Raw genomic sequence first — 25,218 nt, 5'->3', positions numbered from 1 at the left:
TTGTTTTTAGTTAAAAGTAAAAGTGGCGTTGGCTCTCTCTAATTCTGCAAAAGCAATCCAGGAGTTATAAAGCGAAATATTAGTGTTAAGCTGCGCATTTACCCATTGGTTCTGTGCATCCAGCAGTTCTATATATATTGCCTGGCCTTCCTTGTACAATTTGGTAATGTCGTCATTGTATTTTTTGGCCGACTGTTTTTGATTTTTATCAGCATAGAACTGCTCTAAAGCCGATTTTAAATTGTTCTGTGAAACCTGAAACTGAAGCTGCAGCTGCTGTTTTACATTATCAGTTTGCGAGATGATTTTTTTACTGTCTTCTTCAACCTGTTTCAGCTTCCATTTGTTTTTGTTTCCCGAAAAGATATTCCACTCCAGCCCCACTCCGGCAAAATAATAGCGTGAGTTTTTATCTGCCTGAAAATCAAAATCCTGAATTCCGAAATCGGCAAAGCCACTTACTTTTGGCAGCCAGTACGAGTTGGTCAGCCTGCTTACATTTTCGTTTATTTCTTTTGCCTGGGTGAGCTTTTGCAGCTCTTCTCTATTTTGGGTATTTTCTGAAAGTACTTCTATTGGCGGTGCTTCACTCTGATCAGTTTCTATTGCGGTGTCAAGCTTTTGATTCAATAAAAAATTAAAATACGATCTGGCATTATTACTGGTTTGACGGGCGGTTTCTAAATTGGCCTGAATGCGGATCACCTCATTATCGCTTCTTAAAACCGCAGTCCGGTTTATTTTTTCATTTTTAAATAAAGCCTGATTTACCCTTTGGTTTTCTTTTACCAAAGCCAGGGCATCTTCATAAATCTTAATTCCTTCAACCGACTGCAGGTATTTGTAATAGGCAATTTTAATTTCCTTTACCAGCTCCCTTTGATAGATTTCGAGTTCTATTTTTTGAAGCGTCGTCTGCTGGGTTTTTATTCTTTTATTGTAAATAATTTCAAAATTCAGAAGTGGCATCGTGGTATGAATTTTAGCATCATAAAAATTATCCGGATTTATCAAGACCGACTGATTTTCCATCATTGGAAAAGCCTTAGAATTGGTAATCTGATTTAAAGTGCTATACACCGGATTCAGCATATCTCCTATGGGAATATCGATTGTCCTTCCGCCTTCTGCTTTGGTGTAACTTCCATTTAAGGAAACCGTCGGATAAAAAAGGGATTTAGCCTCTTTTAAAGCATACATGCTTTTGTTAATATCAAAATTATGCTGCTTTATCACTTCATTGTTCTTTAGCCCAGCTTGTATATAGCTGTCTAAGATGCTTTGCGAATATCCCAGATATCCAAAAAACAGAATTGTAAAATTTAAAAGTATTTTCATTTTGTACATTGTTTATAATTTGAACGTTGTTCAATTTTTATAGTAAAAAAAACTTTACAGTTTTTCTATTATTTTTAAAAACTCATTATATCCATCAAATAATATGGTATCTGGATTAGTAAATTTTACCCCCTTGGTCCGCTGCCTGATTTCCAGACAGCACATTCCATGAACCAGGCTCCATACCATAAAAGAGAGCGGTTCTGCTTTATGTCCTGCAAAATGGCCTTCAGCGATGCATTCTTCAACAGTTTTCTTGACATAACTGAAAGTCACCGCACCTTCGTCCCAATTGTCATTATCAGAATTTTCCAGAAATTCCATTGGCGCCTTTAAGTTAAACATCAGATCATACATTTCTGCGTTTTCTAAGGCGAATTTTATATAGGAATTCCCCATTTTTTTTAACCGCTCTTTTGGATCTGCAATTGTAAGCAAATCCTGAAAATAACTGCCCAGCTCCTGAAAACCTATTGAATGCAGATCATGCAGAATGGCATTTTTATCTTTAAAATAGACATATACCGTACCTACGCTGTAATCAATTTCATCTGCGATGTTCCTTATGGTGGTCTGCTCAATTCCCCTCTCTACGAAAAGCTTTTTAGCAGCCTTAAGTATCAGCGCCCTTAAGGCCTCTTTCTCTCGTGCTTTTCTTTCGGCTGTACTCATATATCTATTAATTTTATCCTTAGTAAACTAAATGCAAAAGCAAAGATATAAAATTAAATGAACAGCGTTCATTTTTTATACACCACCAATTAAAGGTGATTAAGACTGCAGTTTAAGACTTACCCCCTTAGGATTTATTAATTTATGTGCCACCTTTGGCAAAAAGCGATTCAGAAGATAAATGGCTTTTGTATCACCAACACGAATCGTGTAGGCATCATTTTTCAATCCCTTAATTAAACCGGTTATCAGAACATCAGGGGTTATCGATTTTCCATCCATGCCTTCTGACATATTTGTTTTTACAAGAGGCGGCAGCAGTTCGAATACTTTTACATTGCTTCTGATAGCACGCAAATGGTCTCTCAACGCTTCTGTGTAAAAACGAACCGCAGCTTTGGAAGCGGAATAAGTCGGCACAAGAATAGACGGCGTATAACTTAAGATTGATGAAGTATTGATAATGGCTGCTTCTTTTCTGGATTTCAGCATGTCCATAAATAGATTATTTAAAAATACGATCCCTAAATAATTGGTGTTGATCTCCACTGCCGCTTTTTCAAAATGTTTTGCGCTGCTTATGCCCAGATTGTCCATGCCATTCATAATTCCCGCGTTGTTGTACAAAATGTCAATGCCTCCCAATTGTTCGATTTCTCTGTATAATGCTTCGCCAGCTTCCTTATTTGAAGCGTCGCTTTTGATTGCTGTAAGTGACGGATACATTTTTTTAGCCAGATCAAGCTTTTTCTGGTCCCTGCCTGTTATAATTACCCTAGCGCCTTCTGCAATGAATTGTTTTGCAGCCTCTAATCCGATTCCGGCAGAGCCGCCTGTAATCAAAATTGCCTTACCTTGTAATTCCATGATTTTACTATTTAATTTATTATTCCTATATTTGCTTGCGAAATGCAAGTACAAATATAAACACATTTACTTGCGAAAAGCAAGTGATTTTAAATTTATTTTATGAAAATTCAAAAAAAAAGATCAGACTGCCCGGTAAGTTTTTCACTTGAAGCCTTTGGCGACAAGTGGTCACTGTTGATTGTTAGGGATTTGATGCTTAAAAAAAAATGTACCTATGGCGAATTGGCAAAGTCTGATGAGAAAATAGCAACTAACATTTTGGCTGCCAGACTGCTTTCATTGGAAGAAAACGGAATTATTCAGAAACTGGAACATCCTGACAGTAAAGCCAAAGTATTGTATCAATTGACACAGAAAGGAATGGATTTAATTCCGATAATTGTTGAAATTAATCTTTGGGCGGAAAAGTATACTGACATTCCTGAAGGAAGAAAGGAATTGCTGGCACAGATGAATGCTGATAAGGAAGGATTTATTAAAAAAGCTTTTAAAGAACTTGAATTAAATCTATAGTATATATTACATAGCTGCTACTTTTTTGCCACAATAAATTGGGGCTGGAATTCACATCACGCAACACGCCGCGCAGGTGTAGAACTGCCTTCAATTTTGTCACACAAGCTAAGGCGGTTTTAATAAAAGAGGTCAGCGATTTGTTTTTTGAAGCTGCATTTTCCTTCAATCCCCAGCGGACATCCAAACCAAATTCATAAAGCCACTGAAAGACAGACAACTTCATATAATAAGCCAATTTCTTCAAATCATCCAAAAAAATGTTGAAATTTGTCCCGTCGGGGTCACACAGCCAGATGGCGCCAATTGAAGACAATTGATGCCATTTTTTATTTAAGCTCAATAAATATACTAACTTTGAATCATTTTTGCTTTTATTTTTATTCTTTAAAATAATAGTAAATTGCATCAGTGTATATACTTATGTAAAAAAATACTCAAATAGCTGATTCAGCATTCGATAACTCAACAGGATTAGAACACCCAGAATGAAGTGAAATTATGACTTTATTATATCCTAGTTTTTTCTAATTACTGTCCAATTTCATAGAATGAAATCTCATTTTAAAATGGTCTAATATTTCAAAATTATTTGAATTTCCTGCCCTTATTCTTTTTAATATAATTGCTGCCCGGCTGAGTCAAAAAATTGGTTTATTTCTAACGGGCGTCAGCATTTTTCTAGCCCCGATTGCTTCGCCAGTTCGCTTCGCTCGTGTGAAGCGGAAATCCTTCTGCGCCGGGGTTCGGCGAAGAAGATTGAAACGGATAGCGGGAAAAAGCTCCTAAAAAAAAAAATAAACTTAGAGAATAATACCAATTACAATAGACAATGCCGGCCGCTCCAAATTAATCTACAGCGGCAGCTCTTAACACCCGATTGCCTTTATACCCGATTATTTCTGCCCCTGCCTTTGGCAGGACTACAGAGCATCTTTATCCCTTATCAATATGCTGCAGCATTATTAAAGTTTAAAAAATAGGGTTTATAACATTTTTTACCACTTTTAAAATCCCCTCCTGACCACCTGGCCGCTGTCCTGTAAACACAGCCCCTTATGCCGTAAAAAAACCGCCCCTGTCCGCTCTGCACCTGATAAAGGGCAGCCCGCCGGGACCACTCCTTGTCGGCATTTCTGCGGCACTTTTTCAATTCAGAGAAAATGAGGGCATTATCAACCCCATCAAGGCATATAGGCATGAAATTATGAGAACAGCCTGATAACCGGCCCTGCCGCGCATCACAGGCGTATAAAGGATTTAAATCAATACGGCTGTTTAAGCTGCGAACCTGATTTAGGAGAAAAAGCGCTTTCCAAAAGGCACGGCTACACGGCTGCAAAGCAAACCAGATATAAAATGATTTAAAAATTTCATAATATTTGAATTTCCTGCCCTTATTTTTTTAATATACCTGCTGCCCCGCAGAAGCAGAATATTGGCTTATCTCCCTTTTAGCATTGCCGCTTTAAGGGTTGTCTCCAAGGCAGAAAAAGCAACATCTCCCATAATAAGTTCTCTGTAAGCATCAAGATGCACAAAGTTAACAACATGTTCTGTAAGTTTGGGATGTGCTCTGCTTGTCGTCTTTCTCACAAAAATCACAACACTTCTGTAAGCAGCATCCTCTAAGAGCTCATCCACAAGAAACTTCCCTGTTGAACCCGCCGCGCCAATAACTAATGCCTTCATAATAAGGTTTTATAGATTGTGGCTGTCCTATTTTCCCTCACAAGGCCTGCACTGGAATTCCACTACAAGGTAACGAAAAAAAAAAAGAAGTTTCAAAAAAAACGGCGTAAAAGGGCAGCCAAGATAGACCCTGCATATGCTCTGCGTGCATAAAAGCGCCGCTTTCGCCTCTCCGACCTTGGGACTTATTGCACTTGCGTCCTATAGATCGGCCACTAGACAAATCCATTCCCACTTCCTTATGATGGGGTGGAAGTAAATTTTGTTGGCACATAAAAATCCCCATAAAGATACTATTGGAAATACCTGGATATAAATATTTCAGCACCAAAAAAAACAGATCATAAAAAACAATAGGAATGTTAAAATTTAATGGCTAAAAAATACTGCCAATCCTATTGATACAGAAACGCAATAAACTCATCAAAAAAAAATTAAACTAAACCTGACATAAAAAAGTTTTTTTTCTTATATTAGAACCTCATTACAATTGGCTTATAATTCTTTAATTAGTTTTTAATGTTTCTTATCATGCATGCCCTTTCATATGATAAGGATTAAAAAATTGCACGATATGAAAATAGGAATAATAGGCATTGGAAATATTACTTTGGAATTGGCTCTTAGGTCAGCCCGCTCAGGACACGAGGTACTCCTAAGCAATCCACGCGGCACCAGTTCTTTTAGAGATCTGGTGCGCCAGATGCACGGTAACATTAAATTGGCGAGCACAAATCAAGCAGCTGCAGCTGAACTTATAATACTCTTTCTTAATCGGGATGACCTGGAAAAGGAACTGCAAATGCTACCATGTATGAAAGGAAAAATTATACTGCACACCAATAATCACATTTTTAATTTAGATACCTTTTTGCCTATCTCTTCAGGTCAGTCATCAAGTGATATGGTTGCCTCATTATTGCCCTATTCACATATTGTAAGGCTTTTTAATCCATTACACGGCCTTACAATTTCTGAGGATAGCAACAAGGACAAAATAAAAATATTCTTTGCAACGGAAAATCAGAAAATAAAAAACAATGTCGAAATCTATTTGGATAGCCTGAATTTTGCAGGAATTAATCTTTGTTAAAATCTGGCAAGATTCGATGAGCTTTATTTTTACGTTATTGTTCCGGATTTTGATATATAACGGGCATAGATTAATTTAAGCAATAATTTTACTTATTTGCAGATCATTACGCTATAGATTTTATTACATTTATCCGGCTTTATTATTCACGGCTCCAAGTTAGAGATTACTTGAATAAAAATAAGCCTTTATAAAACATTTTAACCTTTTTTTACTGCCATAAAATCTTATCTTGGTTCTATAAAAATTCAATTGTCATAAAGGATAAAAAAGCTGCTATAATCAAACCAACTTCCATTTAGATTAATATCTATGACAATTATTTAAGAGTCCTCCTAAAAGGGGGCTTTTTTTTTCTTATAAATCTGTTGTTCTCATGACGGCAAAAATTGGTTTATTTCTAGTAGCCATCTGCAATAATGTTCTATTTTTGCAGTTTAGAATTCTCAAGTAAAAACTAAAGCAAAGCACCAATCCTGCCTAAACCATCAAAGCTGCCCGGGAGATCATGAAAAATGAAGAAATTTAAGATTGAAAATATAGACCAGAACAAATGGCTGGTATCCCATAACGAGCACCCCAGGTTCACCTGCGTATTTGAAGATAAAAAATTCAATTACCAGAGGACCATCACAGGACTATCTGATCCATCAGGGAACCTGAGTGAAATCCGCTTGCTTGAGAAAATGGAAAAATGGCTCTCGCGCTACCATAAGGAAAAAATAAACGGCTGACACTGCGGATAGCCCTTGAGAATCTCTTTGGGGTATATTCTCCCCACAAACAAAAAAAGATTTTTTAGCGGATCCATTAAGGCTTTTCTGCAGTGCAGAAGAAACACTTTCTTTAGGATCAGCATAAAACCTGCAAAAGAACCCGGTCTCTGCCTAAACGGCATTATTTTGAGTAGCAACCTGCTTTTTGATTTATTTAGAAAAAAAAATATTAAAAATTACATCTTTTTCAATGGCTATACAAGGATCGATCAAGGAATAAAACCCTGCCAGATCATGATTTGTCTTCAGTACTGTTTTTATCCCCTCATCATTGCTGACTATTATTTCTCCGTAATTTTTAAGAAAATCCAGCATCCCCTTTGTTTTCCCAATTACCAGTCCTTGGCCTGAAGCTGTCTGAAAGGCATCGGCAATCTTGAGCATCTCATCATAGGCGATAATATTCTCCTTCCTTAATTTCTTTAAAATCCCTATCTGATGTTCCATCATAATTATACTTTTTTTTGCTTTTGCGGCTTGACGCATCTGTTCCGGGTTTCACTGGACTTGCAATGCGCTTGCGTCATCGCTTCTTTAGGCTTCTGCCCTTCCTATGGTTTGGCATCCAACCTCTCATATCAGCCTCCGAAGTTCTCATGGAACTGGTCTGTTATAATTTCATTTTGCCAATCAGGCTATTGAGATAATCCAGCAGGGCCAGCCCTTCTTTTTCAGTAATCCTGTTGGCTAGGTATTGGTTCAAATCATCATTTTCATCAATATAAAGCTTGATTTTTTCCTGATTATTGTCAATGATGCTGAATTCCAGATTTGCAATCCTATCAGCGAGTTTTATGATGATCGCATTCTGGTTCAGGACTATTTTTTCATACATTGCCTGTTTCTTTTCTTTTCTGTCTTCCCCCTTGCCATCGCTCAAAGACCACACGATTTCAAAAATATGGATCCCAAACCTATCAATTATTTCATCCCGGGCTGTATCGGTATCCTCCAGGACATCATGCAGCCAGGCGCTGCTCCATAAATCGATATTCATTTCAGTATCAGGTAGGATATCATTGCGCAGCAATACATTGATTACATTTATCAAGTGCACCTCATACGGGTATCTGCCATACTTCTGGTTTCCATGCTTTTCAGCTGCAAAACTTCTGGCTTCATCTATTTTTTTTCTTAATGCTCCTATGGCTGTCTTATAATCCATAGCATCGTCTTCATCAAGCCACCCGCTGGCATATCTGTTCATAAAAGATTTTATAGGGTTCAGATCGCTGCTCCACCCTCCGTTTTGGAAAGATTCCAAAGTGCCTGCAGAATCCCTAATTCTGCCTTCCTGGATCCTGTACAATGTTTCTATGCCGTTATAGCTGCTGATATAATATTTATATTCCATTTTGGTAAGATTTAATTGAGCTTATATTTATATTGGATTAGATGGCATCCATTCTCCCCATATTTTCTGCTGTTCGCTTTCTTGAGCTTCATAGACATGATCATATCCACGGCGTCCATACTCGTTAAAATGAATCTGCGTTTGCGGCAGAGTCCTGGTTCTTTAAAGCCCATTTTTCAATAAAGACTCAACAGAAAGCTTAAGGGCTCTATAAGTACAGAATGCAGAAGCTTCAAAAGCGCTTTCCATATCGCCAAACGAAACGTCTTTATTTGCCTTATTTTTTAATTCCATATCATCCCTTTGTCCAGCAGTTCCCGGTCATAATCAGCCTGCAAAACATAAATGCCATTACTTTTCAAAACCTGCAGCCTGTCCCCATATGCCTGGCATATAAATCATTTTTTATGCCCTTTCTCTGCTTTTGCTTTATATTGCCAATAGGGCCCGGCCGGGTCCTGCCGCATCTGTCAGAATCAAATATAAGAATTAAGGCGATTTAAAAGTTAGCCAGCCAATTTGCTATTGTTTTCTTTTTAATTTCCGTTTCAATAAAATTAAGTTTAGTTTTATATTATCATAAATCAGCCCCCCTAGCAGCACAAGACCACCAAGAAACAAAACCTGCAGCCCTCTTCTTGAATAAAATATGCCTCCTATGATGCCTCCAATGAAAAAAAAGCTGATAATTGTAATCCGCAGCTTAATTGAAGAAAAAAGTTCGGCTTTCTTATTTTGTTCCCTGTAAAAGAAAAGCTGGGACAATTCAATGCCCAAATCAGTAAACAAGCCCGTCAAGTGGGTAGTCCGAACAATAGAATTTGAGATCCTTGTAACAAATGAATTCTGCATTCCCATTGCATAAAGCAATGTAAAAGAAATCAGATTGGGAAAACTGGCAATCAGATCATCTCCAAAGGCGGCAATAGAAAACAAAATTGCAATCTCAATGGAAGCAGGAATGAGATGCACAATATTTTCTCTTCGGCGTACTACCAATTCCATAAGAAAGCTTGATGTGAAAGACCCCAAAAAAAAGAAAAATATATACCCAAAGCAGATAAATGCTGTGAAGAAATCGAGTTTGAAAATTTCATCTATAAAAAATGCAAAATGTCCCGTGACATTTGTCGTGAGGGTCTGGACTGAAAAAAAACCAGCGACGTTTACCATTCCCGCAACAAATGATAGAAGAGAAGCAATTTTTAGATTATGTTTTAAGTTTCTTTTTTTTCCGTGGTGCTTGAACATTTTAATAATCCTTTTTTAAGTTTGGCCGCCCCTAACAGTCAAACATTATGCCCTAAATGCCTTTCTCCTATGATTTATGTGCTCTTAATTTATTTTGCAAACAAAGCGACTGGCTGGATTTCAAATATTCTTTTGCGAGTCAGATTCCCTGACTTTTAAAATATAAAATATTATCATCAATAAAAATTGGCTATGTGTATTAATTGCCGAAAATTCATCAATTGAATCTTGCGCCCCTCCATCCAGATAAGGTTTTCATTCTTAAAATCATGCAGCACCCTTGCCAGGGTTTCATTTACAGTACCTACCATATTGGCCAGATCCTTCCTTGAAAGGGTAATAAAAACATCTTTTTGGTCATCATTTATTTTGTATTTATCATGCAGGATCAATAGACTAAGGGCAACACGCTCCCGCACAGTCCGCTGCGATAAGACAGCCATCAAATTTGCCACTACACTAAACTCGTGGCTGAGGCATTTTAAAAGCAATCGTGAAAATACTGCAGAATTATTAAGGACATTAAAAAAGTCGCCTTTGGGTATAAATGAAATAACTGAATTTTCAATAACCACTGCGGTATCTCCATATGCCTGCTCGCTTAGTATGGCCGTATAGCCAAAAAACTCTCCTGAATTGTAGATATAAATGATTTGCTCCCTTCCCTCATTATCAACCTTATACTTTTTGACTTTGCCGGCTTGAATATAAAAAATGCCCGTAGGCAATGTACCTTCAGTAAATATTGTCTGATTTTTGGCATATTTCTTACTCTGCATTACCTTTTCAAGCAGATCCTTGTCAAACTGCGGCAACTCGTTTAAAATATACTGATTATTGAAGATAAATTTTGAAATCATAGCTGATTCCAAAATTACGATATTTTTCCCATGCCTTTTTAAGATTTGATTTAAATCAAGTTTTATGTACCGCTTTAGTCGCCTAATCTGATTTCCAATCTGTCTACTTTTGCACTATTGAAAATAAAATTTTATCGCGATGATAATCATGAAACACATAGAACAGCTGAAAGGCATTGGCATTAATGCCTCCAAAACAATCCATTGGAATCTGTCTGAACTTATATTGGTGACACAAACCGTAAACAGGCAGCAGGGAGTCATAACCAGTTCAGGTGCATTAGCCTGTGACACTGGGGAGTTTACAGGCCGTTCACCTAAAGACAAATATATCGTAAAAGATGAAAAAACGACAGACTCTATCTGGTGGGGGGATGCAAATCATCCTTTCGCCCCCCAGGATTTTGATAATCTGTACAATCGTGTTACAGATTTTCTTTCAAATGAAGAACTGTATGTAAAGGATGTATATGCCTGTGCTAAGAAAGAATATCAATTAAAAGCCAGAGTAATTACCCAAAACCCATGGCAGAGCCTGTTTGCCCATAATCTTTTTTTAAGGCCATCCGAAAAAGAGCTTGAAACTTTTGAGCATGAATGGCTTGTACTTGTTGCTCCTGAATTTAAGGCTGATCCCATAATTGATAAAACGCGCCAGCATAATTTCACTATAATAAACTTTACCAAAAAAGTAATCCTTATCGGCGGCAGTGCTTATACCGGTGAAATAAAAAAGGGGATTTTTACAGTCCTGAATTATATGCTTCCCCACGAAAAAAAGGTGCTTTCGATGCACTGCTCAGCCAATATTGGCAAGCAAGGAGACACCGCAGTATTTTTTGGCTTGTCGGGAACGGGAAAAACTACGCTCTCTGCAGATCCGTCCCGTGGATTAATCGGTGATGACGAGCATGGCTGGGACAATGAAAATGTATTCAATTTTGAAGGCGGATGTTATGCCAAATGCGTGAACCTCAGCCAGGAAAAAGAGCCTCAAATCTTTTCTGCAGTACGATTCGGAACCCTGCTTGAAAATGTAAGGTTCTTGGAAGGAACTGATATCGTAGACTATGATAATGTATCGGTAACCGAAAACACCAGAGCTGCTTATCCAATTGATTTTATTGACAACGCTGCAAATCCTTCCATTGGAGGCATTCCAAAAAATATTTTCTTCCTCACTTGTGACGCTTTTGGGGTTCTGCCCCCTATTTCCAAACTTACAGTGGGCCAGGCGATGTATCATTTTATTTCGGGATATACAGCGAAAGTGGCTGGCACCGAAGCGGGGATAACTGAACCGCAAACCACTTTTTCGGCCTGCTTTGGCAAACCCTTTTTGCCGCTGCATCCGGCAAAATATGCAGAGTTGCTGGGAAGCAAACTAAAAGAAAACAATGTAAAGGTCTGGCTGGTCAACACTGGCTGGTCCGGCGGAGCATATGGGGTTGGGGAGCGCATAAAGCTTTCTTACACCAGAGCAATGATTACAGCTGTATTGGAAAATAAGCTCAAGAACACAGATTTTACGGGGCACCCTGTATTTGGAGTGCAGATGCCGGTTTCGTGCCCCGGTGTTCCTTCTGAAATCTTAAATCCAAAAAATACCTGGAAAGATAAACCGGCTTATGATGCAATGGCACAGAGCCTTGCAGACCAGTTCGCCGCAAATTTTAAAACTTTTGAAGATCTGGCCAATGAAGAAATCTGCAGCGGTGCGCCCAATGCCATCAAGCCAGACCCCAATCTGTTTTATTTCAGCAAATTGCGATACATCTAAACAGTGCAGGACTGAATATTAAGGAGTGGATACCACTCAAAAGCAAAGCGGCAAGCAGCAGACGCGTATTCTGCGAAGCGGTTTTTGAAATAGCCGAACCGAACTAATGCTGCCTTTATCGCACTTACGGCAATATGCCTTGTCCCGAGAAGCAAAACAAAATTTAAAAACAATAAAAAATGGAAATGCCTAAAAACCTTTTATACACACAGGACCACGAATGGGTAAAAATTGAAAATGATGCAGCCTATATCGGAATCACTGATTTTGCACAGCACGAATTAGGAGATATTGTCTATGTTGAAATAGAAACCCTTGGAGAGAAACTAAACCGCCACGACGTATTTGGCACTGTTGAAGCCGTAAAAACTGTATCTGACCTTTTCCTTCCGCTGACAGGGGAAATCCTTGAATTGAACCCCAAACTGGAAACCAATCCTGAATTGGTCAATTCCGACCCTTATGGCGAGGGCTGGATGATTAAAATAAAAATTGAAAACAATGCGGAGATCGAGACACTGCTAAAATCTGATGCATATGCATCATTAATAGGTTTATGATATGGACACTCAATACGTAAATATCAAAAAAACAGCACTTGATGCAGTTCATCATGCCCTTGGCGGAAAAATGGCCCCATTTGCAGGCTATGAAATGCCCATACAGTACTCAGGGGTAAACCATGAGCATGAAACCGTTAGAAATGCCGTAGGCGTTTTTGATGTTTCCCACATGGGGGAGATCCTCATACAGGGAAAAGATGCCCTGGCATTAATCCAGAAAATAAGTTCAAACGATGCCTCAAAGCTTTTCCCAGGAAAAGTGCAGTACAGCTGCATGCCAAATAAAACCGGCGGCATTGTAGACGATCTACTGATATATATGATGAGCGAAAAGGATTATCTACTGGTGGTAAATGCTTCGAATATCCAAAAAGACTTGGATTGGATCAATAATATGGCCCTTGATTATTTAGATCTTGCCGTAACAAACCTCTCCGATATGATTTCCCTGCTTGCGGTCCAGGGCCCCTTGGCTGCAGAATCCCTGCAAAAATTGACCCGTATCAATTTGGCCGAGATGAAATATTATACGTTTGAAATAGGCGAATTTGCAGGCATCCCAAACGCTATAGTATCTGCCACCGGATATACCGGGGCAGGCGGATTTGAAATATATGTGCAGAATAAGTATGCTGAACTATTATGGAATGCCATCTTCGAGGCAGGAAAAGAGAATAGCATTGAGCCTATCGGGCTCGCGGCCAGAGATACCCTGCGGTTGGAAATGGGATACTGTTTGTATGGCAATGACATCAATGACACGACTTCGCCATTGGAAGCCGGGCTGGAATGGATTACAAAATTTACTAAAGAATTTATTCAGAGCGATACTCTCAAAATTCAAAAAGAAAATGGAGTAGCAAGGAAATTGGTAGGATTTGAAATGATCGGCAAAGGCATTCCCCGCCATGATTATGAAATCTGGGATGAAAAAAATCAAATTATAGGCACCGTTACCTCGGGTACCATGTCGCCTACTTTAAAAAAGGCTATAGGAATGGGGTATGTTGCTGCTGGGAAATCAAATATTGGCAGTGAGATTTTTATCAATATCAGAAACAAACCAATTAAGGCAGTCGTTGTTCAGACTCCTTTTGTTCAAATCTAAATCTTCGAGATATGTTTATTCCCAAAGCACTGTATTATACTGAAAATCACTTGTGGCTAAGACAAGTTGGATTATACGATTATTTTGTCGGCATCACTGATTTTGCCCAAAAGGAAATAGGCGAAATCAGTTTAATTGAACTGGAATTAAACTGCGAACACATGAAAAAAGAAATCCTATGGGGAAGCATCTACGGCACTAACCAAACTTTTTCTCTCCTTGCCCCTATTGATTGCAAGGTTATGGCCACAAACGCCATTATGGATGCCAACCCTTCAAGCATCAATCGAGATCCGTACAAACATTGGCTATTAAGAGTTTCAACAGTTGTGGGCAATTATGGATTATTAGCCCATGAAGAATATGTAGCACTTATCCGATGATATTTAAATTCCTCAAATTAAACATAACTGTTGAGGATGCGGCCTTCAATGAGCTGTATCCAAGAAGAATAAAAAGGCTCGCAGCCCGCCATTGGACCCCGGTTGCTGTAGCCAAATTTGCATCTGAGTATTTGGTGGACAGACCCAATAAAAGAGTATTGGATATCGGTTCGGGAGCGGGAAAATTCTGCCTGGTAGGAGCAGCTTCCACAACAGGCAGGTTTTATGGCGTGGAGCAAAGGGCATCGCTTGTTAAGTTATCAAAAAAAATTGCCGAGAGGCACTATGTAACCAATGTAGAATTTATTCATTCCAACATTAATAAAATTAATTTCTCTGACTATGAGGCCTTCTATTTTTATAATTCCTTTTATGAAAATATTGATTCTTCGTGCTCAATTGATAAAACAATAGCTCCGGAGAGGGAATTATTCTATTCCTACTCCAAATATGTAAAAGAACAGCTTGAAAAAACACCGGTCGGCACCCGGTTAGTTGCCTATTGGAGCAATTGGGAAGAAATCCCAGATAGTTTCAAACTGGAATATGCCGGTTGCGGGGGGGGTATTGACTTTTTGGCAGAAGACATCTTAGCTGATAGCCAAATAAACCTGCTGGCATTAAAAAAGCAGTGCAGTATCGTCCTATAGACTGCCAAAGATAAGAAGTTGCAAGACCGCAAGATCTTTTGCCTTTAAAATGAAAATATAACAATTTAACCTAAAAAACATATGACTATAATGGATAAAATAAGCACTCGCCTTGGCCCATTAGGCGATCATGCTCATTATGCGCATGGATATTATGCCTACCCGAGATTAGAAGGGGAGATTAGCAATACAATGCTTTTTAATGGTGAGAAAAAATTGGTATGGAGCCTGAATAACTATTTGGGATTAGCCAACCATCCTGAAGTCAGGCAGGCTGATAATGAAGGAACCAGATTATATGGCCTTGCCTATCCGATGGGAGCACGAATGATGAGCGGGAATAGCAAACTGCACGAAGAGTTTGAACAGAAAATTGCAGACTATGTTCAAAAAGAAGATGCCTTTTTATTAAACTATGGCTATCAGGGAATGGTCTCTATCATTGACAGCCTGGCAGATCGAAAAGATGTTATCGTCTATGATGCGGAATCTCATGCCTGCATCATAGATGGAATGCGATTGCATATGGGCAAACGTTTTGTTTTCAAGCACAATGATATTGATGATTGTGAAAAACAGCTGCAGCGTGCTCAAAAGATAGCGGAAGAAACTAAAGGCGCAATACTAGTCATAACAGAAGGTGTTTTTGGCATGCGCGGCGATCAGGGCAGATTAAAAGAAATTGTAGCCCTAAAAGAGAAGTATAATTTTTCACTCCTTGTTGATGATGCGCACGGGATTGGCTGTATGGGCAAAACCGGTGCTGGAACCGGTGAAGAACAAGGCATTCAGGATGGTATCGATTTTTATTTTGGAACATTCGCAAAATCTTTTGCAGGAATTGGCGCCTTTGTTGCCAGCACTAAAAAGGCAATATTGTTTCTAAAATATAATATGCGCTCACAAATCTATGCTAAGGCATTGCCAATGCCAATGGTTTTTGGTGCTTTAAAGCGATTGGAATTAATGCGCACCAGACCCGAATTAAGGGAAAAGCTTTGGGAAATTACCCGCAGCCTGCAAAATGGCCTTACCGATGCAGGTTTTGATATCGGCAATACCGATTCTCCAGTCACCCCTGTCTACCTCAACGGCACCTTGGGTGAAGCAACCGCCTTGGTGAGTGACCTGCGGGAAAACCACCAGATTTTCTGCTCAGTGGTAGTATATCCTGTTGTGCCAAAAGGTATGATCATTCTGCGATTGATCCCTACTGCAGTGCACACCTTGGAGGATGTTCAAAGGACCATAACCGTCTTTAAGGAAATCAGGTCTAATCTGAATTCAGGACAGTACAAAAAAGAAGAAGAACAAGAAGAGCTGGCAATCTAAATCTTAAAATATGAAAACAGAGCAATTTATAACGCGTCACAGCGGTGTTAGCAAAAAAGGTTCAAAAGAAATGTTGGATATCATAGGCGCTTCTTCGCTCGAAGCATAAATTGACAAAATAGCTCCATCTGATATTCGTTTGGCAGGACCATTAAATATCGCAGAAGGGGGTTCTGAATACGAATACAAAAAAAATTTAAGAAGCATCGCAGGCAAAAAGCGGCATTCCCTTTAAAATGGGGTAAGCACAATAAATTCTGGCCTTGTGCAAGCAAAATTGATAATGCTTATGGCGACAGGAATCTGATCTGTTCCCGCTTCCCGGCCCAGGAGTGGATGGCAATGGAAAACTTGGATTATTTTATAACCTGTCATTTTAGCGGTGCTCAAAATAAGGCGAATTCAGAATATCCGCCAATGTTCTGATGACTAATTTTTAAAAGGGAAGAGCAATCAAAGACTCTCTCCCTTTTAAAAATTAGGTGTTTTTTTGGGCTAATTCTCTTTTGGAGCTGCTTTCGGATCATAGGAGACAAACATATTGATATAAATATTTCTGGATAATCTCAGCAATATTGGAAACAAAATAATCAGCACTGCAGTAATTGCAATAAATGATGTTTTTATGCTGGAATCAAAAATAAGATATGAGATGATGAAAGCAGCAATCCCAGCACCAACATTCAGCCCATAACTTACGTACATTGCGCCAAAAAAGAAAGAAGGCTCTATTTGATATCTTAGCCCGCAATGGCTGCACTTCTCGTGCATTTTTAAAACAGAACTCAAATGCAGGGGATTTTTATCCAGATACATGTTCTCATTCTGACATTTAGGACAGCTTCCCGTTAAAATACTATTTAATTTACTTCCTTTCTTCATATGCGAACATTTCATTTAAAGCTCTAAATCCATGAGCCATAGTTTAATTTTAAATTTATAGATGTCCAAGTAAACCTCAGGGCTTATCTCTTTACAAGGCGGAGGAATTTTAAGAAGAACCATAGAATCCTGCGTCTTAATTTAACCGGCCAATATTTTCCCGACATAATTATGCTATTGCTTTTAAATGCGCTGATTCTTTCAGCCCATCATTCTCCCAAGCAAAAAAGAGGCTTTCATTTCTGAATAATCTTTTGAATTATTTTCACCAATCATATGCGGTCTGCGCTTTTTAAGCAAAGTTATTTCTTTTCGCGCCCTTCAAAATACTTAAAAGCCAAATGAAGCAAAACGGCCCTGGATATCCGCATTATTGGAATTTGCAATACAAAATATAAAAACAGGAAAATCGGCGGCACTATGCTTAAAGAAATTCCATAAATTTCATTTAAATACAGTCCAAGAACCAGCAGAGGTGCAAAAACGCCCGGCACGATTGAAAAACCAATCCACAAAGAAGACCAATAAAAATAAGGTTCCATTCTAAAGTCCTGGCTGCAATTTTTGCACTTTTCGTGCATTTTAAGAAATCTCGCCATGACAAACAGCCCCGGATTAACAAATAAGTTCCCCTTATGGCATCTTGGACATTTAAGTTTAAGCATATATTACAACTGCATTAGGGTTCATCTGCATTTTATTTATGCTCCCCGGGCCAAATTCAGGGCATTCAGGCAAAATCTGCTTGCAGCCAGACAACTCTGACTGAAATTTATTTCTTTACAAATTTGGTTAAAATCACTATTGCCTGCCCCTCTATTCTCCCCTCGATCTGCTCATGGTTATCATGGACCAAGCGGATGTTTCGAACTGCCGTGCCGACTTTCGCATTTAAAGACGAACCTTTTACATCCAAATCTTTGGTAAGGGTGACCGTATCGCCATTTTGCAGGATATTGCCATTGCTGTCTTTGTGGAAATTAACTGCCCCGTCACCGGTATGGTCTCCGGTTGCTTTTGCCCACTGCAGATTTTCATCATCCAAATACATCATATCCAGCGCATCGGCGGCCCAGCTTTCATTGCGAAACCGGTTAAGCATGCGCCATGATACCACCTGCACGGCCGGCACTTCGCTCCACATTGATATTGGCAGAAAATTTTTCCAGAAAACATCATCCAATTCCTCTTTTTTTTCAATTTGGTTAAGGCATTTCTCATTGATCAAAATCCAACCGTCTGCCCCTTTGTTTTGGGCCGGCGGAACTTCATAAGCAATTAGATCTTTATTGATGTCGCTTAATTCGCATACATTTCCGCTTCTCTTTTTTAATAATTCCTCTAATTTCATTTTATTTTGTTTGGAAATAAAGTTTAAAGACTTCTCAGAACATATTCTAACATCCATATATTCTTCACCGTCCATGTCTTAATTGATTCTATTCAGTAGGTTTGTAGGTTTCATGCTCCAATTTAGGCCGTTTTTCTCCAGAAGCTTAATACCCCGCCGTGCGAAACGGATTCTAAGCTGAAGCTTTTTGGAACCTCCCTGCAGTTGCTCCAGTAGGTAACCAGTTTTGTGCCAATGGGAGTTTTCTCCAACTGGTCTTTAAGATAGCCGGTATATAGATGGTATAGTTCCTCACTTGGATCAATTGATTTGTCAATACGGGCCGTCAGATCTATATTTTCCTGAAATGAATTGAAAAAATAGAAAGCGTCATAATCCAAAAAAGATATCTCCGTAATATTTGAGTGTATGAATTCTACATTATCAATCTTATATTTTTCGGCAATTTTTCGCGATAATTTTATAAGCGGTTCTCTTTGCTCCACGCCATAAAACCTGCCTGTTGTGGAAGCTGCTCCTACCAGGCAGAATTTTCCAGCCCCCGATCCTATATCCAATACTCTTTTATTGGGTCTGTCCACCAAAAAACCGGCTGCTTTTCTGGCTATTTTTACGGGGGTCCAGTGGCGGGCCGCCAGCTTCTTTATCCTAATGGGGTACACTTCGTTAAACTCGGTATCATCAATAGATTTATTTCGCTTGAGTTGTTCAAAAATCATTTTATAAATACTTTTGCATTTGCTGCAGTTGGCTTAATTTTCCTTGCTAAATGGAATAATCCAGCAAGTGGCAAAAGTATAGAGTGTCCCAATATATTTGACCGATTAATATCTTTCTAAAATTTGATTTAAATCAAAAAAAGTGGACGAAAAATGTAATTTTAATAGATAATCATAGCATACTGCTTCAAAAGGGCAGACGTGCCGCCTGCCAGTTTATAAGAAAAATACTGGCATGTTTTCCGTTGCCAGGATGTCCCTGATTTTTCAGGTGAATCCTAATGGCCAAAGCACAAAAACACATCGGAATTGCCTGCCAAAATCTATCCTTAAGTTTGCATATCAAAATCAGATGCTATGGGCGCCGAATATCATCCATCAGGAATTAATAAATACCCCATTGGCATAAAAGGGGGGCTGAATCTTTTTAGAAACCCGCCCTTACCCCTTAAAGGCGGAAAAGTGCCATTTGCTTTCCAGCAGCGCTTCCCCAAAAAGCTTTTCTAATTAAAGCAAAAGCAACAAACAGCTTTTTGGGGGATGCCGCAGGGTCCAAAAATAGCTGGCTATTGTTAAAAATGAATTAATAGTAAGATCCCTTGCAAAAAAAACCAGAGACTAAAGAAGCTAATCTCTGGCGGCAATAATAACAAAAAAGCCCGATTTTCAGGTGTCAGAAATTCTCCTAAAAACCGCACTTATTCCCATGAACTTGTGAAGCAAAAATAACATAAATTTTCGGACAGGATTCTTGATTAAAATCAAATTTAATTGATACCTAAGCCCTTCGAATCTATCGCTAATTGATGTATTTTTGTCATAAAACAGGATCATGGCCGTTTGGATATTGGGCAGAAACACCCCTTTCCCTATATTCGCCATTACGCTCAGGAAGGTTTATAGCCACCCTTGAGAAGTGCCTGGCATTTTAACGGAAAAGCACCAGCATGGAGGCCCCAGAGCCTTCAAATTAGCAGATCCCTATATTTTACAGCACTTTAATTACACAACCTAAATCACAGATCATGTTCATTCCAAAGGCATTGCATTATTCCAAAAATCATTTATGGCTCAGACCTGTAGGTCTTTATGAATATTTTATAGGCGTGACAGATTACGCCCAAAAGCAGATAGGGCTGATCAGTTCCGTCAATCTCCAGCAGTGTGGCAATATTGCAGAAACAAACACGCTGTTTGGCCATATATCCGGCCCAAACAAAACCTTTCCCCTGATTGCTCCGATAGACGGCTGGATCATAGCCATAAACAGCATTTTAAGCCATTCCCCCTTCAACATTAACGAAGCCCCCTATACATACTGGATTCTAAGGATTATCACTGACAGGCATATTTCCATTTCCAGCCTCTTAAACAGCCAGGAATACCAAGAACTGATTAATGATTTTTAAGGCCCTGAGATCAAGAAAGACTGTCGATGACAGCGTTTTTGACGCAATATACCCGGAGTGGATACAAAAACTGGCTGACCGCCATTGGACTCCGGTCGAAATCGCCAGAATAGCGGCCGACTATCTTGCCGACGAGCCCAACAAAAAAATACTGGATATCGGCTCCGGTGCGGGGAAATTCTGCCTGGTCGGCGCCTGTTCGACCCAGGGCCGCTTTTATGGTGTCGAGCAAAGGGAACCACTGATAAAATTATCCAAAGAAATAGCGCAGAAAAACAATATAGGCAATGTGGAATTTATCCACTCCAACATCGATGAAGTTTCATTTGCCTCTTACCAGGCATTTTATTTCTATAATTCCTTTTTTGAAAATCTGGACAGATCCTGCCCGATCGACAAAACAGTACATCTCGGAAGCGAGCTTTATTACGCCTATTCCTCTTATGTCAGGGAACAGCTGGAATTGACCCCTGCCGGGACCAAGCTGGCTACATTTTGGAGCAATCGGGATGAAATTCCGGACAGTTTCGATCTGGAGATCTCCTTCGGCAATGTGCTGCATTTTTGGAAAAAGAGACGATAGGCACGCGAGCAGCAAAGCTTGACCTGTAAACCTATGTCCGATAATTTAAAGGGCAAGGCACATGCTGGGATGCCCGCCCTGGTGATCATTCAGCTGCTCAGCAGATGCAAAAAACAAGGAGTCTACTTGAATTTCAGGATTCCTTTTCCGAACGATTTTACTGATTCGTCAAAACTGCCCAGCGAGGTTCCAGGCAGCCGCCTGATCAAGGCAGTGCTGACAATATAAATCTGTCCGTGGTCCTTGGAAGGGGCATTCGGCACAAAAACGACGGCATCCCCGTCTGCCGTCTCCTCAATAAGATGGGCAGGCTGCCAATACTCTCCAAATTTCAACAGTACCGGCAGGTCAGTGCTTGTTTTCTTTACTCTCGCTTTTAATTTCTCCTCTGCCATTTTTTTGTTCTTCTCATAGCCCGGCAGAAAAATCATCAATTTGTCATCAACCCAATCGGTAAATTTCTTAAGATAGGCGAGCCGCATCAGATAGCCGCTGAAATAAAGCAGCAGGACCAGAAATGCGCCTCCTATGAAATCTCTCGCATAGGTGCCGAAAACAGCGTCAAGGCCAAATAGATGGGCCGTCTTCTCTCCATACTTCTGAAAAAAGTGCCAGACTTTGCCAAGTATCACAAAAAAAACAATCAAAGGCAGCAGAAGCAGTGCGCCAGAAATACAGTTTCGTTCAACTTTTTTAAAAAACTCTTTCATAAAAACGGAATTTTAAGTTAAAATTAAAATAGATTTGTCAGTTACTCCCATTGCCGCACAGCCAGTCCTAATAGTGCCGCTGGAGCCTTTCCCGGAAATATAAGCTAAGCCTCCAGCCTATCGGCTCTTTATGCATCTGAAGCCAAGATGGCTCTCTGTTGGCCCGGCCTCCCCCTTGTCCTTTCCCCAGACCATATCTCTGATGCAGTACAGGTCGGTGCATAAAAAGAGCCGCTTCGGCGCACCCTTTTGGTCTGGCCTGGGCAGATCAAAGCCCCAGGACTGCTTTATTGCCGATCCGATTCCATCAAAAGGCCGCCATGGCTATTTCTTCTCCAGCTGGATCACTTCATATCTGTCCTTGCCGTCAATCTGCAGCGGCTGGCAATAGTTTTCCCTGAATTTCACAAATTTCGCATCGACTATGATGACTTCTTCACCGCCCTCAGGCAGGTTCTCCACTATGGTCCCGGCGGCCGTAGCCAGTACGGCATATTTCCCGGCATCCATCTTGCAATGGGTACCCGCAGTAATAATTGTTTGCCGGCAGGCTTAACACCTCCCGGTCCTGCCCTGAGAAACGAACCTGTGTTTTATGGAAAGGGCCAGCTCGTAGCGCGCTTTGAATCCAATGCTTTCCCGTACCACTGTTTTATTGGCCGCCAGCACAAGCGGAAGCGGTCCCGCTGCGGCCTCAAAAATCACCTTATTGCGCATTACTGTATTATTTATGGCTGACGAATCCCCAAACGGGCTTTTCCTGATCCCTAAAGGGATAAAGCTTTTATATGAAAAGCACTTCCGGTCAAAAGCCCTGCACCTCCTGCAGCATTTCCCCAAAAGGCGGCGGCCTTGGAAGGCCGCATGCTTTTGGGGCTTCTGCATTGAGTTAAAAAAAGATAGTTATGATAAAATGAATCAATACCCTGCTCCGAAAAGCAAAACTGGACAAAAGCCGGAGACCAAACAGCCGGCCTCCGGCACTGATGACAAAAAAATGACAGCTACTCCCCAGTAATTGCTTGTTACACCACAAAATCCTGCCAACTAAATTAACAATTTAATTTCTAAATGAAACTTGATTTAAGTCAAGTATCACGACCGCAGAAAAAGCTTAAACTTATTGGCCCTCGATGGCCGCAGCGCGCTTTTCTGGGCCTTTTGTTTTATGTCCGCCGCGGAAGCTGTGATCCTGGAAGAACAAAAGTCAGAACTGCTCTTAATCCCCAGTCGGGCCTGACGGGCGAAGGTCCGGCAGCTGGCGTATGGATCTCTCCGAAGCCTTCGCCTTTTTATTCCGTAAATATTCTGAAGGGGGCATCCCCTCGTATTTCACGAACGTCCTGAAAAATGTAGTCCTCGACGCAAATCCCGAGGCATCAGCCATTTCCTGCAGTGTAAGCTTCCTCCAGCCTGCGGAATCTACATTCTCTTTAAAATAGCTGATTCTGAGACGGTTGACAAACACCTGAAATTCCATTTGGTACTCTAAGTGGATAATCATTGAAATATATATGCCCCTTATTGCGGTCTGCTCCGATACGTCGCGAATGCACAAGCCAGGCTTCAGGAACAGCTTCTCTTCCTCGAATGCTTTTTTCAGGCACGATGTGTAGTAATCCTTTAGCCCTGATTTGAGCAGATATCGCTCCGCTTTTATCTTTTCTTTGGCCAGAATCCTTCTTTTTTTATCATGCCGGGCAACTGTCTCGCATGGGGCGTGCAGATAATCAGGCTTGAAATAGAGCCATCCGGCAATCAGCATCAGGGTCAGGGAAATAAGAAAAGGGCCATGGAGATCTTTTGGCCCATCTTTTGAAATAAAGAAATTCACAAAAAAACCGGAAAACAAAAAAAGCGTAAAAAGATTGAATATCCTTACCCAGCTCAAAATCTCGCTTTTATCCATTTCCCTGTCTTTTCCCCTGAACTGAAAGTTCAAGATCATCATGGTCTGGCAAAGGCCGTAGAGCACGCAGACCATCACACAGAGTACTGGCAATAATCCCTCAAGCACTGCAATATCATAATGAAAAGGGCTGTCTCTTCCAATAAGGCCTATACATGCAAATGCCGAGTATATTCCGAAAGGCATAAAATGGACCCAGCAATCTTTTCTCAAAAGCCTTTCTGGGAACAGAATCGATCTCACATACAGGTATGCGCATGGAGCTGTGAGGAAAATCAGTGATTTTACCAATATTGACCTCACAAGATTATGATGCTCAGAATTTGCCACCCAATAAAAATTAAAAAAGCTTACAATGGCAAGGCTGCATAAAAATATGCTTAAGAAAATGTTCGGCTTTTCCCTTTTGTGAAAGGTCAGGATAAATGTGGCCATAGATCCCAAAAGACCCGAAATCATAAAAAAGTTTGGAAGCAATAAATCAGCCATACTGTTGTTTTCTTTATTATCCCCTTAAAAAAATCTTTCACGGCCGGCTGGCTGGAAATAATTGGCCTTGTCCAGAAATGGCCGCATGAAAATTTCTTTCTCTACGTGCAGCCATCTTTTTTTAGGAGGCCGGCTGCCGGAAAAAACTGCTTTTCAGTCCTTTTCCATATCAGCAAATGGCCGGCCTCTGGCCTTTCTCTTCCCCATTTAAATATTTACTGCATGCATCAGCAGCTGCGTGTTGACTAGTCGGATTCTGCGGCCTTCCATCCAAATGAGCTTCTCTTCCTTAAAATCATGCAGCACCCTTGCCAAAGTTTCATTAGCTGTGCCAGCCATATTTGCCAAATCTCTCCGAGAAAGCGTGATATATACCTTTTCATTTTCATTAGCGGCAATCCTATACTTATTATCCAGAATCACCAGGCACAGGGCCACCCTCTCTCTGACGGTTCGCTGCGAGAGGACCGCCAGCAGGTTTGCCATCACAATAAATTCATGGCTCAGGCACTTTAGAAGCAAACGCGAAAAAACATCGGATTGGGAAAGTATCCTTAAAAAATCCTCTTTCTCGATAAATGAAATAATGCTTGGCTCAATAGCCACAGTAGTATCGCCATAAGGCTCTTCGCCCAAAACGGCCGAGTAGCCGAAAAACTCGCCCGAATTATATATGTAGATAATCTGCTCCCTTCCGAAATTATCGGCCTTGTACTTTTTTATTTTGCCTGTCTGCACAAAAAAAATGCCTGCCGCAAGAGTCCCTTCCGTAAAAATGGCCTCGCTTTTGCGGTATTTTTTAATCTGCATGACTTCCTTGAGGCTTTTTTTATCCTGCTCAGGGAGGTCATTCCAAAGAAAGTGGTTATTAAAGATAAATTTGGAAATCATAGTTAAAAACGAATTTACGGTAATTTCTTCCCTGTTTTTT

At 40.1% G+C, this 25,218-nt stretch carries 30 protein-coding genes; 12 read left to right on the top strand and 18 right to left on the bottom strand.

The genetic code is table 11. The features are described from left to right. Positions 1 to 6: 6 nt before the first annotated feature. The 3 genes from EYY60_RS16215 to EYY60_RS16205 all read right to left on the bottom strand — a co-directional run bounded on the left by EYY60_RS16215 (position 7) and on the right by EYY60_RS16205 (position 2,877). Entirely contained in the window at positions 7 to 1,338 is a 1,332-nt protein-coding gene (locus EYY60_RS16215) for a TolC family protein (protein ID WP_132990355.1), read from the bottom strand. A 54-nt stretch (positions 1,339 to 1,392) separates the two neighbouring features. Then, positions 1,393 to 2,010 (bottom strand): TetR/AcrR family transcriptional regulator, encoded by a 618-nt coding sequence (locus EYY60_RS16210; RefSeq protein WP_132990354.1) that lies wholly within the window; start codon positions 2,008 to 2,010, stop codon positions 1,393 to 1,395. Between the two features lie 99 nt (positions 2,011 to 2,109). Then, entirely contained in the window at positions 2,110 to 2,877 is a 768-nt protein-coding gene (locus tag EYY60_RS16205) for an SDR family oxidoreductase (RefSeq protein ID WP_132990353.1), read from the bottom strand. A gap of 102 nt (positions 2,878 to 2,979) precedes the next feature. Between EYY60_RS16205 and EYY60_RS16200 the strand changes: the two genes are divergently transcribed. After that, positions 2,980 to 3,393 (top strand): winged helix-turn-helix transcriptional regulator, encoded by a 414-nt coding sequence (locus tag EYY60_RS16200; RefSeq protein WP_132990352.1) that lies wholly within the window; start codon positions 2,980 to 2,982, stop codon positions 3,391 to 3,393. Here EYY60_RS16200 and EYY60_RS16195 read toward each other — a convergent pair. Beyond that, positions 3,368 to 3,802, bottom strand: coding sequence for a hypothetical protein (locus tag EYY60_RS16195; protein ID WP_132990351.1), 435 nt, complete (start codon positions 3,800 to 3,802; stop codon positions 3,368 to 3,370). The two genes, EYY60_RS16200 and EYY60_RS16195, sit on opposite strands and share 26 nt — an antisense overlap. A 1,034-nt stretch (positions 3,803 to 4,836) precedes the next feature. Then, positions 4,837 to 5,085: an NAD-dependent epimerase/dehydratase family protein gene (locus tag EYY60_RS16190; RefSeq protein ID WP_132990350.1), complete on the bottom strand. Its 249-nt coding sequence runs from the start codon at positions 5,083 to 5,085 to the stop codon at positions 4,837 to 4,839. A gap of 574 nt (positions 5,086 to 5,659) precedes the next feature. Here EYY60_RS16190 and EYY60_RS16185 point away from each other — a divergent pair. After that, positions 5,660 to 6,178, top strand: coding sequence for an NAD(P)-binding domain-containing protein (locus tag EYY60_RS16185; protein WP_162847899.1), 519 nt, complete (start codon positions 5,660 to 5,662; stop codon positions 6,176 to 6,178). Between the two features lie 926 nt (positions 6,179 to 7,104). Here the strand turns inward: EYY60_RS16185 and EYY60_RS16180 are convergent. The 5 genes from EYY60_RS16180 to EYY60_RS16165 all read right to left on the bottom strand — a co-directional run bounded on the left by EYY60_RS16180 (position 7,105) and on the right by EYY60_RS16165 (position 10,431). Next, on the bottom strand, positions 7,105 to 7,440 hold the full coding sequence (locus tag EYY60_RS16180; RefSeq protein WP_132990348.1) for a hypothetical protein: 336 nt from the start codon (positions 7,438 to 7,440) through the stop codon (positions 7,105 to 7,107). Between the two features lie 124 nt (positions 7,441 to 7,564). Next, the gene (locus EYY60_RS16175; protein ID WP_132990347.1) at positions 7,565 to 8,308 is read right to left on the bottom strand and encodes an HD domain-containing protein; all 744 of its coding nucleotides are present in this window, start codon (positions 8,306 to 8,308) and stop codon (positions 7,565 to 7,567) included. A 162-nt stretch (positions 8,309 to 8,470) separates the two neighbouring features. After that, positions 8,471 to 8,602, bottom strand: coding sequence for a hypothetical protein (locus EYY60_RS22515; RefSeq protein ID WP_262711218.1), 132 nt, complete (start codon positions 8,600 to 8,602; stop codon positions 8,471 to 8,473). A gap of 228 nt (positions 8,603 to 8,830) precedes the next feature. After that, the gene (locus EYY60_RS16170) at positions 8,831 to 9,559 is read right to left on the bottom strand and encodes a YoaK family protein (protein ID WP_132990346.1); all 729 of its coding nucleotides are present in this window, start codon (positions 9,557 to 9,559) and stop codon (positions 8,831 to 8,833) included. Between the two features lie 176 nt (positions 9,560 to 9,735). Then, positions 9,736 to 10,431: a Crp/Fnr family transcriptional regulator gene (locus tag EYY60_RS16165; protein ID WP_235832343.1), complete on the bottom strand. Its 696-nt coding sequence runs from the start codon at positions 10,429 to 10,431 to the stop codon at positions 9,736 to 9,738. A gap of 136 nt (positions 10,432 to 10,567) precedes the next feature. On the opposite strand from EYY60_RS16165, the gene pckA reads away from it, so the two are divergent. From pckA to EYY60_RS16135, 6 genes are all read left to right on the top strand, one after another. Further along, a complete protein-coding gene (gene pckA / locus EYY60_RS16160) occupies positions 10,568 to 12,199 on the top strand; it encodes a phosphoenolpyruvate carboxykinase (ATP) (protein WP_132990345.1) in 1,632 nt (543 codons plus the stop codon). Between the two features lie 179 nt (positions 12,200 to 12,378). Beyond that, positions 12,379 to 12,759, top strand: coding sequence for a glycine cleavage system protein GcvH (gene gcvH, locus EYY60_RS16155; RefSeq protein WP_132990344.1), 381 nt, complete (start codon positions 12,379 to 12,381; stop codon positions 12,757 to 12,759). 22 nt (positions 12,760 to 12,781) lie between these two features. Beyond that, complete coding sequence (gene gcvT / locus EYY60_RS16150; RefSeq protein WP_162847903.1) at positions 12,782 to 13,870, top strand: glycine cleavage system aminomethyltransferase GcvT; 1,089 nt, start codon at positions 12,782 to 12,784, stop codon at positions 13,868 to 13,870. An 11-nt stretch (positions 13,871 to 13,881) separates the two neighbouring features. Then, positions 13,882 to 14,253 carry a glycine cleavage system protein H gene (locus EYY60_RS16145; RefSeq protein WP_132990342.1) on the top strand — a complete coding sequence of 124 codons (372 nt, stop codon included), beginning with the start codon at positions 13,882 to 13,884 and terminating at the stop codon, positions 14,251 to 14,253. Then, complete coding sequence (locus EYY60_RS16140) at positions 14,250 to 14,903, top strand: methyltransferase domain-containing protein (protein WP_235832342.1); 654 nt, start codon at positions 14,250 to 14,252, stop codon at positions 14,901 to 14,903. Before EYY60_RS16145 ends, EYY60_RS16140 begins: the two co-directional genes overlap by 4 nt. Positions 14,904 to 14,984: 81 nt before the next feature. Continuing rightward, positions 14,985 to 16,235: an aminotransferase class I/II-fold pyridoxal phosphate-dependent enzyme gene (locus EYY60_RS16135; RefSeq protein ID WP_132990341.1), complete on the top strand. Its 1,251-nt coding sequence runs from the start codon at positions 14,985 to 14,987 to the stop codon at positions 16,233 to 16,235. 495 nt (positions 16,236 to 16,730) lie between these two features. On the opposite strand, the gene EYY60_RS16130 is transcribed toward EYY60_RS16135, so the two are convergent. The 4 genes from EYY60_RS16130 to EYY60_RS16115 form a co-directional block, all read right to left on the bottom strand. Next, positions 16,731 to 17,117 carry a DUF983 domain-containing protein gene (locus EYY60_RS16130; protein ID WP_132990340.1) on the bottom strand — a complete coding sequence of 129 codons (387 nt, stop codon included), beginning with the start codon at positions 17,115 to 17,117 and terminating at the stop codon, positions 16,731 to 16,733. Positions 17,118 to 17,419: 302 nt separating this feature from the next. Further along, positions 17,420 to 17,716, bottom strand: coding sequence for a DUF983 domain-containing protein (locus EYY60_RS16125; RefSeq protein WP_262711220.1), 297 nt, complete (start codon positions 17,714 to 17,716; stop codon positions 17,420 to 17,422). Positions 17,717 to 17,889: 173 nt separating this feature from the next. Continuing rightward, complete coding sequence (locus EYY60_RS16120; protein WP_132990442.1) at positions 17,890 to 18,468, bottom strand: PhnA domain-containing protein; 579 nt, start codon at positions 18,466 to 18,468, stop codon at positions 17,890 to 17,892. Positions 18,469 to 18,590: 122 nt separating this feature from the next. After that, positions 18,591 to 19,187 carry a class I SAM-dependent methyltransferase gene (locus tag EYY60_RS16115; RefSeq protein WP_132990338.1) on the bottom strand — a complete coding sequence of 199 codons (597 nt, stop codon included), beginning with the start codon at positions 19,185 to 19,187 and terminating at the stop codon, positions 18,591 to 18,593. A 357-nt stretch (positions 19,188 to 19,544) separates the two neighbouring features. Here EYY60_RS16115 and EYY60_RS22320 point away from each other — a divergent pair, with 357 nt between their 5' ends. The 3 genes from EYY60_RS22320 (at position 19,545) to EYY60_RS16105 (ending at position 21,179) form a co-directional block, all read left to right on the top strand. Continuing rightward, complete coding sequence (locus EYY60_RS22320) at positions 19,545 to 19,694, top strand: hypothetical protein (RefSeq protein WP_162847898.1); 150 nt, start codon at positions 19,545 to 19,547, stop codon at positions 19,692 to 19,694. Positions 19,695 to 20,212: 518 nt separating this feature from the next. Further along, the gene (locus EYY60_RS16110; RefSeq protein WP_132990337.1) at positions 20,213 to 20,596 is read left to right on the top strand and encodes a glycine cleavage system protein H; all 384 of its coding nucleotides are present in this window, start codon (positions 20,213 to 20,215) and stop codon (positions 20,594 to 20,596) included. Beyond that, on the top strand, positions 20,586 to 21,179 hold the full coding sequence (locus EYY60_RS16105) for a methyltransferase domain-containing protein (RefSeq protein ID WP_132990336.1): 594 nt from the start codon (positions 20,586 to 20,588) through the stop codon (positions 21,177 to 21,179). The genes EYY60_RS16110 and EYY60_RS16105 overlap by 11 nt, the downstream gene beginning before the upstream one ends. A gap of 122 nt (positions 21,180 to 21,301) precedes the next feature. Here the strand turns inward: EYY60_RS16105 and EYY60_RS16100 are convergent, their stop codons facing one another. After that, positions 21,302 to 21,889 carry a DUF502 domain-containing protein gene (locus EYY60_RS16100; protein ID WP_132990335.1) on the bottom strand — a complete coding sequence of 196 codons (588 nt, stop codon included), beginning with the start codon at positions 21,887 to 21,889 and terminating at the stop codon, positions 21,302 to 21,304. Positions 21,890 to 22,213: 324 nt separating this feature from the next. Beyond that, positions 22,214 to 22,399, bottom strand: a complete 186-nt coding sequence (locus EYY60_RS16095; RefSeq protein WP_132990334.1) for a DUF6515 family protein — start codon at positions 22,397 to 22,399, stop codon at positions 22,214 to 22,216. 121 nt (positions 22,400 to 22,520) lie between these two features. Between EYY60_RS16095 and EYY60_RS16090 the strand changes: the two genes are divergently transcribed. Then, positions 22,521 to 22,907 carry a hypothetical protein gene (locus tag EYY60_RS16090; RefSeq protein WP_132990333.1) on the top strand — a complete coding sequence of 129 codons (387 nt, stop codon included), beginning with the start codon at positions 22,521 to 22,523 and terminating at the stop codon, positions 22,905 to 22,907. Between the two features lie 201 nt (positions 22,908 to 23,108). On the opposite strand, the gene EYY60_RS16085 is transcribed toward EYY60_RS16090, so the two are convergent. Both EYY60_RS16085 and EYY60_RS16080 read right to left on the bottom strand, forming a co-directional pair. Beyond that, on the bottom strand, positions 23,109 to 24,287 hold the full coding sequence (locus EYY60_RS16085) for a helix-turn-helix domain-containing protein (protein ID WP_132990332.1): 1,179 nt from the start codon (positions 24,285 to 24,287) through the stop codon (positions 23,109 to 23,111). A gap of 207 nt (positions 24,288 to 24,494) precedes the next feature. After that, entirely contained in the window at positions 24,495 to 25,178 is a 684-nt protein-coding gene (locus EYY60_RS16080) for a Crp/Fnr family transcriptional regulator (protein WP_132990331.1), read from the bottom strand. Positions 25,179 to 25,218: the final 40 nt, after the last annotated feature.

The sequence above is a fragment of the Flavobacterium zhairuonense genome (genome assembly GCF_004352915.1).
Lineage (GTDB): Bacteria > Bacteroidota > Bacteroidia > Flavobacteriales > Flavobacteriaceae > Flavobacterium > Flavobacterium zhairuonense.
This window is presented reverse-complemented; position numbering and strand designations above follow the sequence as displayed.

What these genes read in the sequence shown, in the direction of transcription:
- EYY60_RS16215 (WP_132990355.1), bottom strand. Translation starts at nt 1,338, where the DNA reads ATGAAAATACTTTTAAATTTTACAATTCTGTTTTTTGGATATCTGGGA.
- EYY60_RS16200 (WP_132990352.1), top strand. Translation starts at nt 2,980, where the DNA reads ATGAAAATTCAAAAAAAAAGATCAGACTGCCCGGTAAGTTTTTCACTT.
- EYY60_RS16145 (WP_132990342.1), top strand. Translation starts at nt 13,882, where the DNA reads ATGTTTATTCCCAAAGCACTGTATTATACTGAAAATCACTTGTGGCTA.
- EYY60_RS16115 (WP_132990338.1), bottom strand. Translation starts at nt 19,187, where the DNA reads ATGATTTTTGAACAACTCAAGCGAAATAAATCTATTGATGATACCGAG.
- EYY60_RS16170 (WP_132990346.1), bottom strand. Translation starts at nt 9,559, where the DNA reads ATGTTCAAGCACCACGGAAAAAAAAGAAACTTAAAACATAATCTAAAA.
- EYY60_RS16180 (WP_132990348.1), bottom strand. Translation starts at nt 7,440, where the DNA reads ATGCGTCAAGCCGCAAAAGCAAAAAAAAGTATAATTATGATGGAACAT.
- EYY60_RS22515 (WP_262711218.1), bottom strand. Translation starts at nt 8,602, where the DNA reads ATGGAATTAAAAAATAAGGCAAATAAAGACGTTTCGTTTGGCGATATG.
- EYY60_RS16125 (WP_262711220.1), bottom strand. Translation starts at nt 17,716, where the DNA reads ATGGCGAGATTTCTTAAAATGCACGAAAAGTGCAAAAATTGCAGCCAG.
- EYY60_RS16130 (WP_132990340.1), bottom strand. Translation starts at nt 17,117, where the DNA reads ATGAAGAAAGGAAGTAAATTAAATAGTATTTTAACGGGAAGCTGTCCT.
- EYY60_RS16100 (WP_132990335.1), bottom strand. Translation starts at nt 21,889, where the DNA reads ATGAAAGAGTTTTTTAAAAAAGTTGAACGAAACTGTATTTCTGGCGCA.
- EYY60_RS16210 (WP_132990354.1), bottom strand. Translation starts at nt 2,010, where the DNA reads ATGAGTACAGCCGAAAGAAAAGCACGAGAGAAAGAGGCCTTAAGGGCG.
- EYY60_RS16140 (WP_235832342.1), top strand. Translation starts at nt 14,250, where the DNA reads ATGATATTTAAATTCCTCAAATTAAACATAACTGTTGAGGATGCGGCC.
- pckA (WP_132990345.1), top strand. Translation starts at nt 10,568, where the DNA reads ATGAAACACATAGAACAGCTGAAAGGCATTGGCATTAATGCCTCCAAA.
- EYY60_RS22320 (WP_162847898.1), top strand. Translation starts at nt 19,545, where the DNA reads ATGGGCGCCGAATATCATCCATCAGGAATTAATAAATACCCCATTGGC.
- EYY60_RS16110 (WP_132990337.1), top strand. Translation starts at nt 20,213, where the DNA reads ATGTTCATTCCAAAGGCATTGCATTATTCCAAAAATCATTTATGGCTC.
- EYY60_RS16085 (WP_132990332.1), bottom strand. Translation starts at nt 24,287, where the DNA reads ATGGCTGATTTATTGCTTCCAAACTTTTTTATGATTTCGGGTCTTTTG.
- EYY60_RS16120 (WP_132990442.1), bottom strand. Translation starts at nt 18,468, where the DNA reads ATGAAATTAGAGGAATTATTAAAAAAGAGAAGCGGAAATGTATGCGAA.
- EYY60_RS16095 (WP_132990334.1), bottom strand. Translation starts at nt 22,399, where the DNA reads ATGGATGCCGGGAAATATGCCGTACTGGCTACGGCCGCCGGGACCATA.
- EYY60_RS16090 (WP_132990333.1), top strand. Translation starts at nt 22,521, where the DNA reads ATGCTTTCCCGTACCACTGTTTTATTGGCCGCCAGCACAAGCGGAAGC.
- EYY60_RS16105 (WP_132990336.1), top strand. Translation starts at nt 20,586, where the DNA reads ATGATTTTTAAGGCCCTGAGATCAAGAAAGACTGTCGATGACAGCGTT.
- EYY60_RS16185 (WP_162847899.1), top strand. Translation starts at nt 5,660, where the DNA reads ATGAAAATAGGAATAATAGGCATTGGAAATATTACTTTGGAATTGGCT.
- EYY60_RS16175 (WP_132990347.1), bottom strand. Translation starts at nt 8,308, where the DNA reads ATGGAATATAAATATTATATCAGCAGCTATAACGGCATAGAAACATTG.
- gcvH (WP_132990344.1), top strand. Translation starts at nt 12,379, where the DNA reads ATGGAAATGCCTAAAAACCTTTTATACACACAGGACCACGAATGGGTA.
- EYY60_RS16190 (WP_132990350.1), bottom strand. Translation starts at nt 5,085, where the DNA reads ATGAAGGCATTAGTTATTGGCGCGGCGGGTTCAACAGGGAAGTTTCTT.
- EYY60_RS16195 (WP_132990351.1), bottom strand. Translation starts at nt 3,802, where the DNA reads ATGCAATTTACTATTATTTTAAAGAATAAAAATAAAAGCAAAAATGAT.
- EYY60_RS16080 (WP_132990331.1), bottom strand. Translation starts at nt 25,178, where the DNA reads ATGATTTCCAAATTTATCTTTAATAACCACTTTCTTTGGAATGACCTC.
- EYY60_RS16205 (WP_132990353.1), bottom strand. Translation starts at nt 2,877, where the DNA reads ATGGAATTACAAGGTAAGGCAATTTTGATTACAGGCGGCTCTGCCGGA.
- EYY60_RS16135 (WP_132990341.1), top strand. Translation starts at nt 14,985, where the DNA reads ATGACTATAATGGATAAAATAAGCACTCGCCTTGGCCCATTAGGCGAT.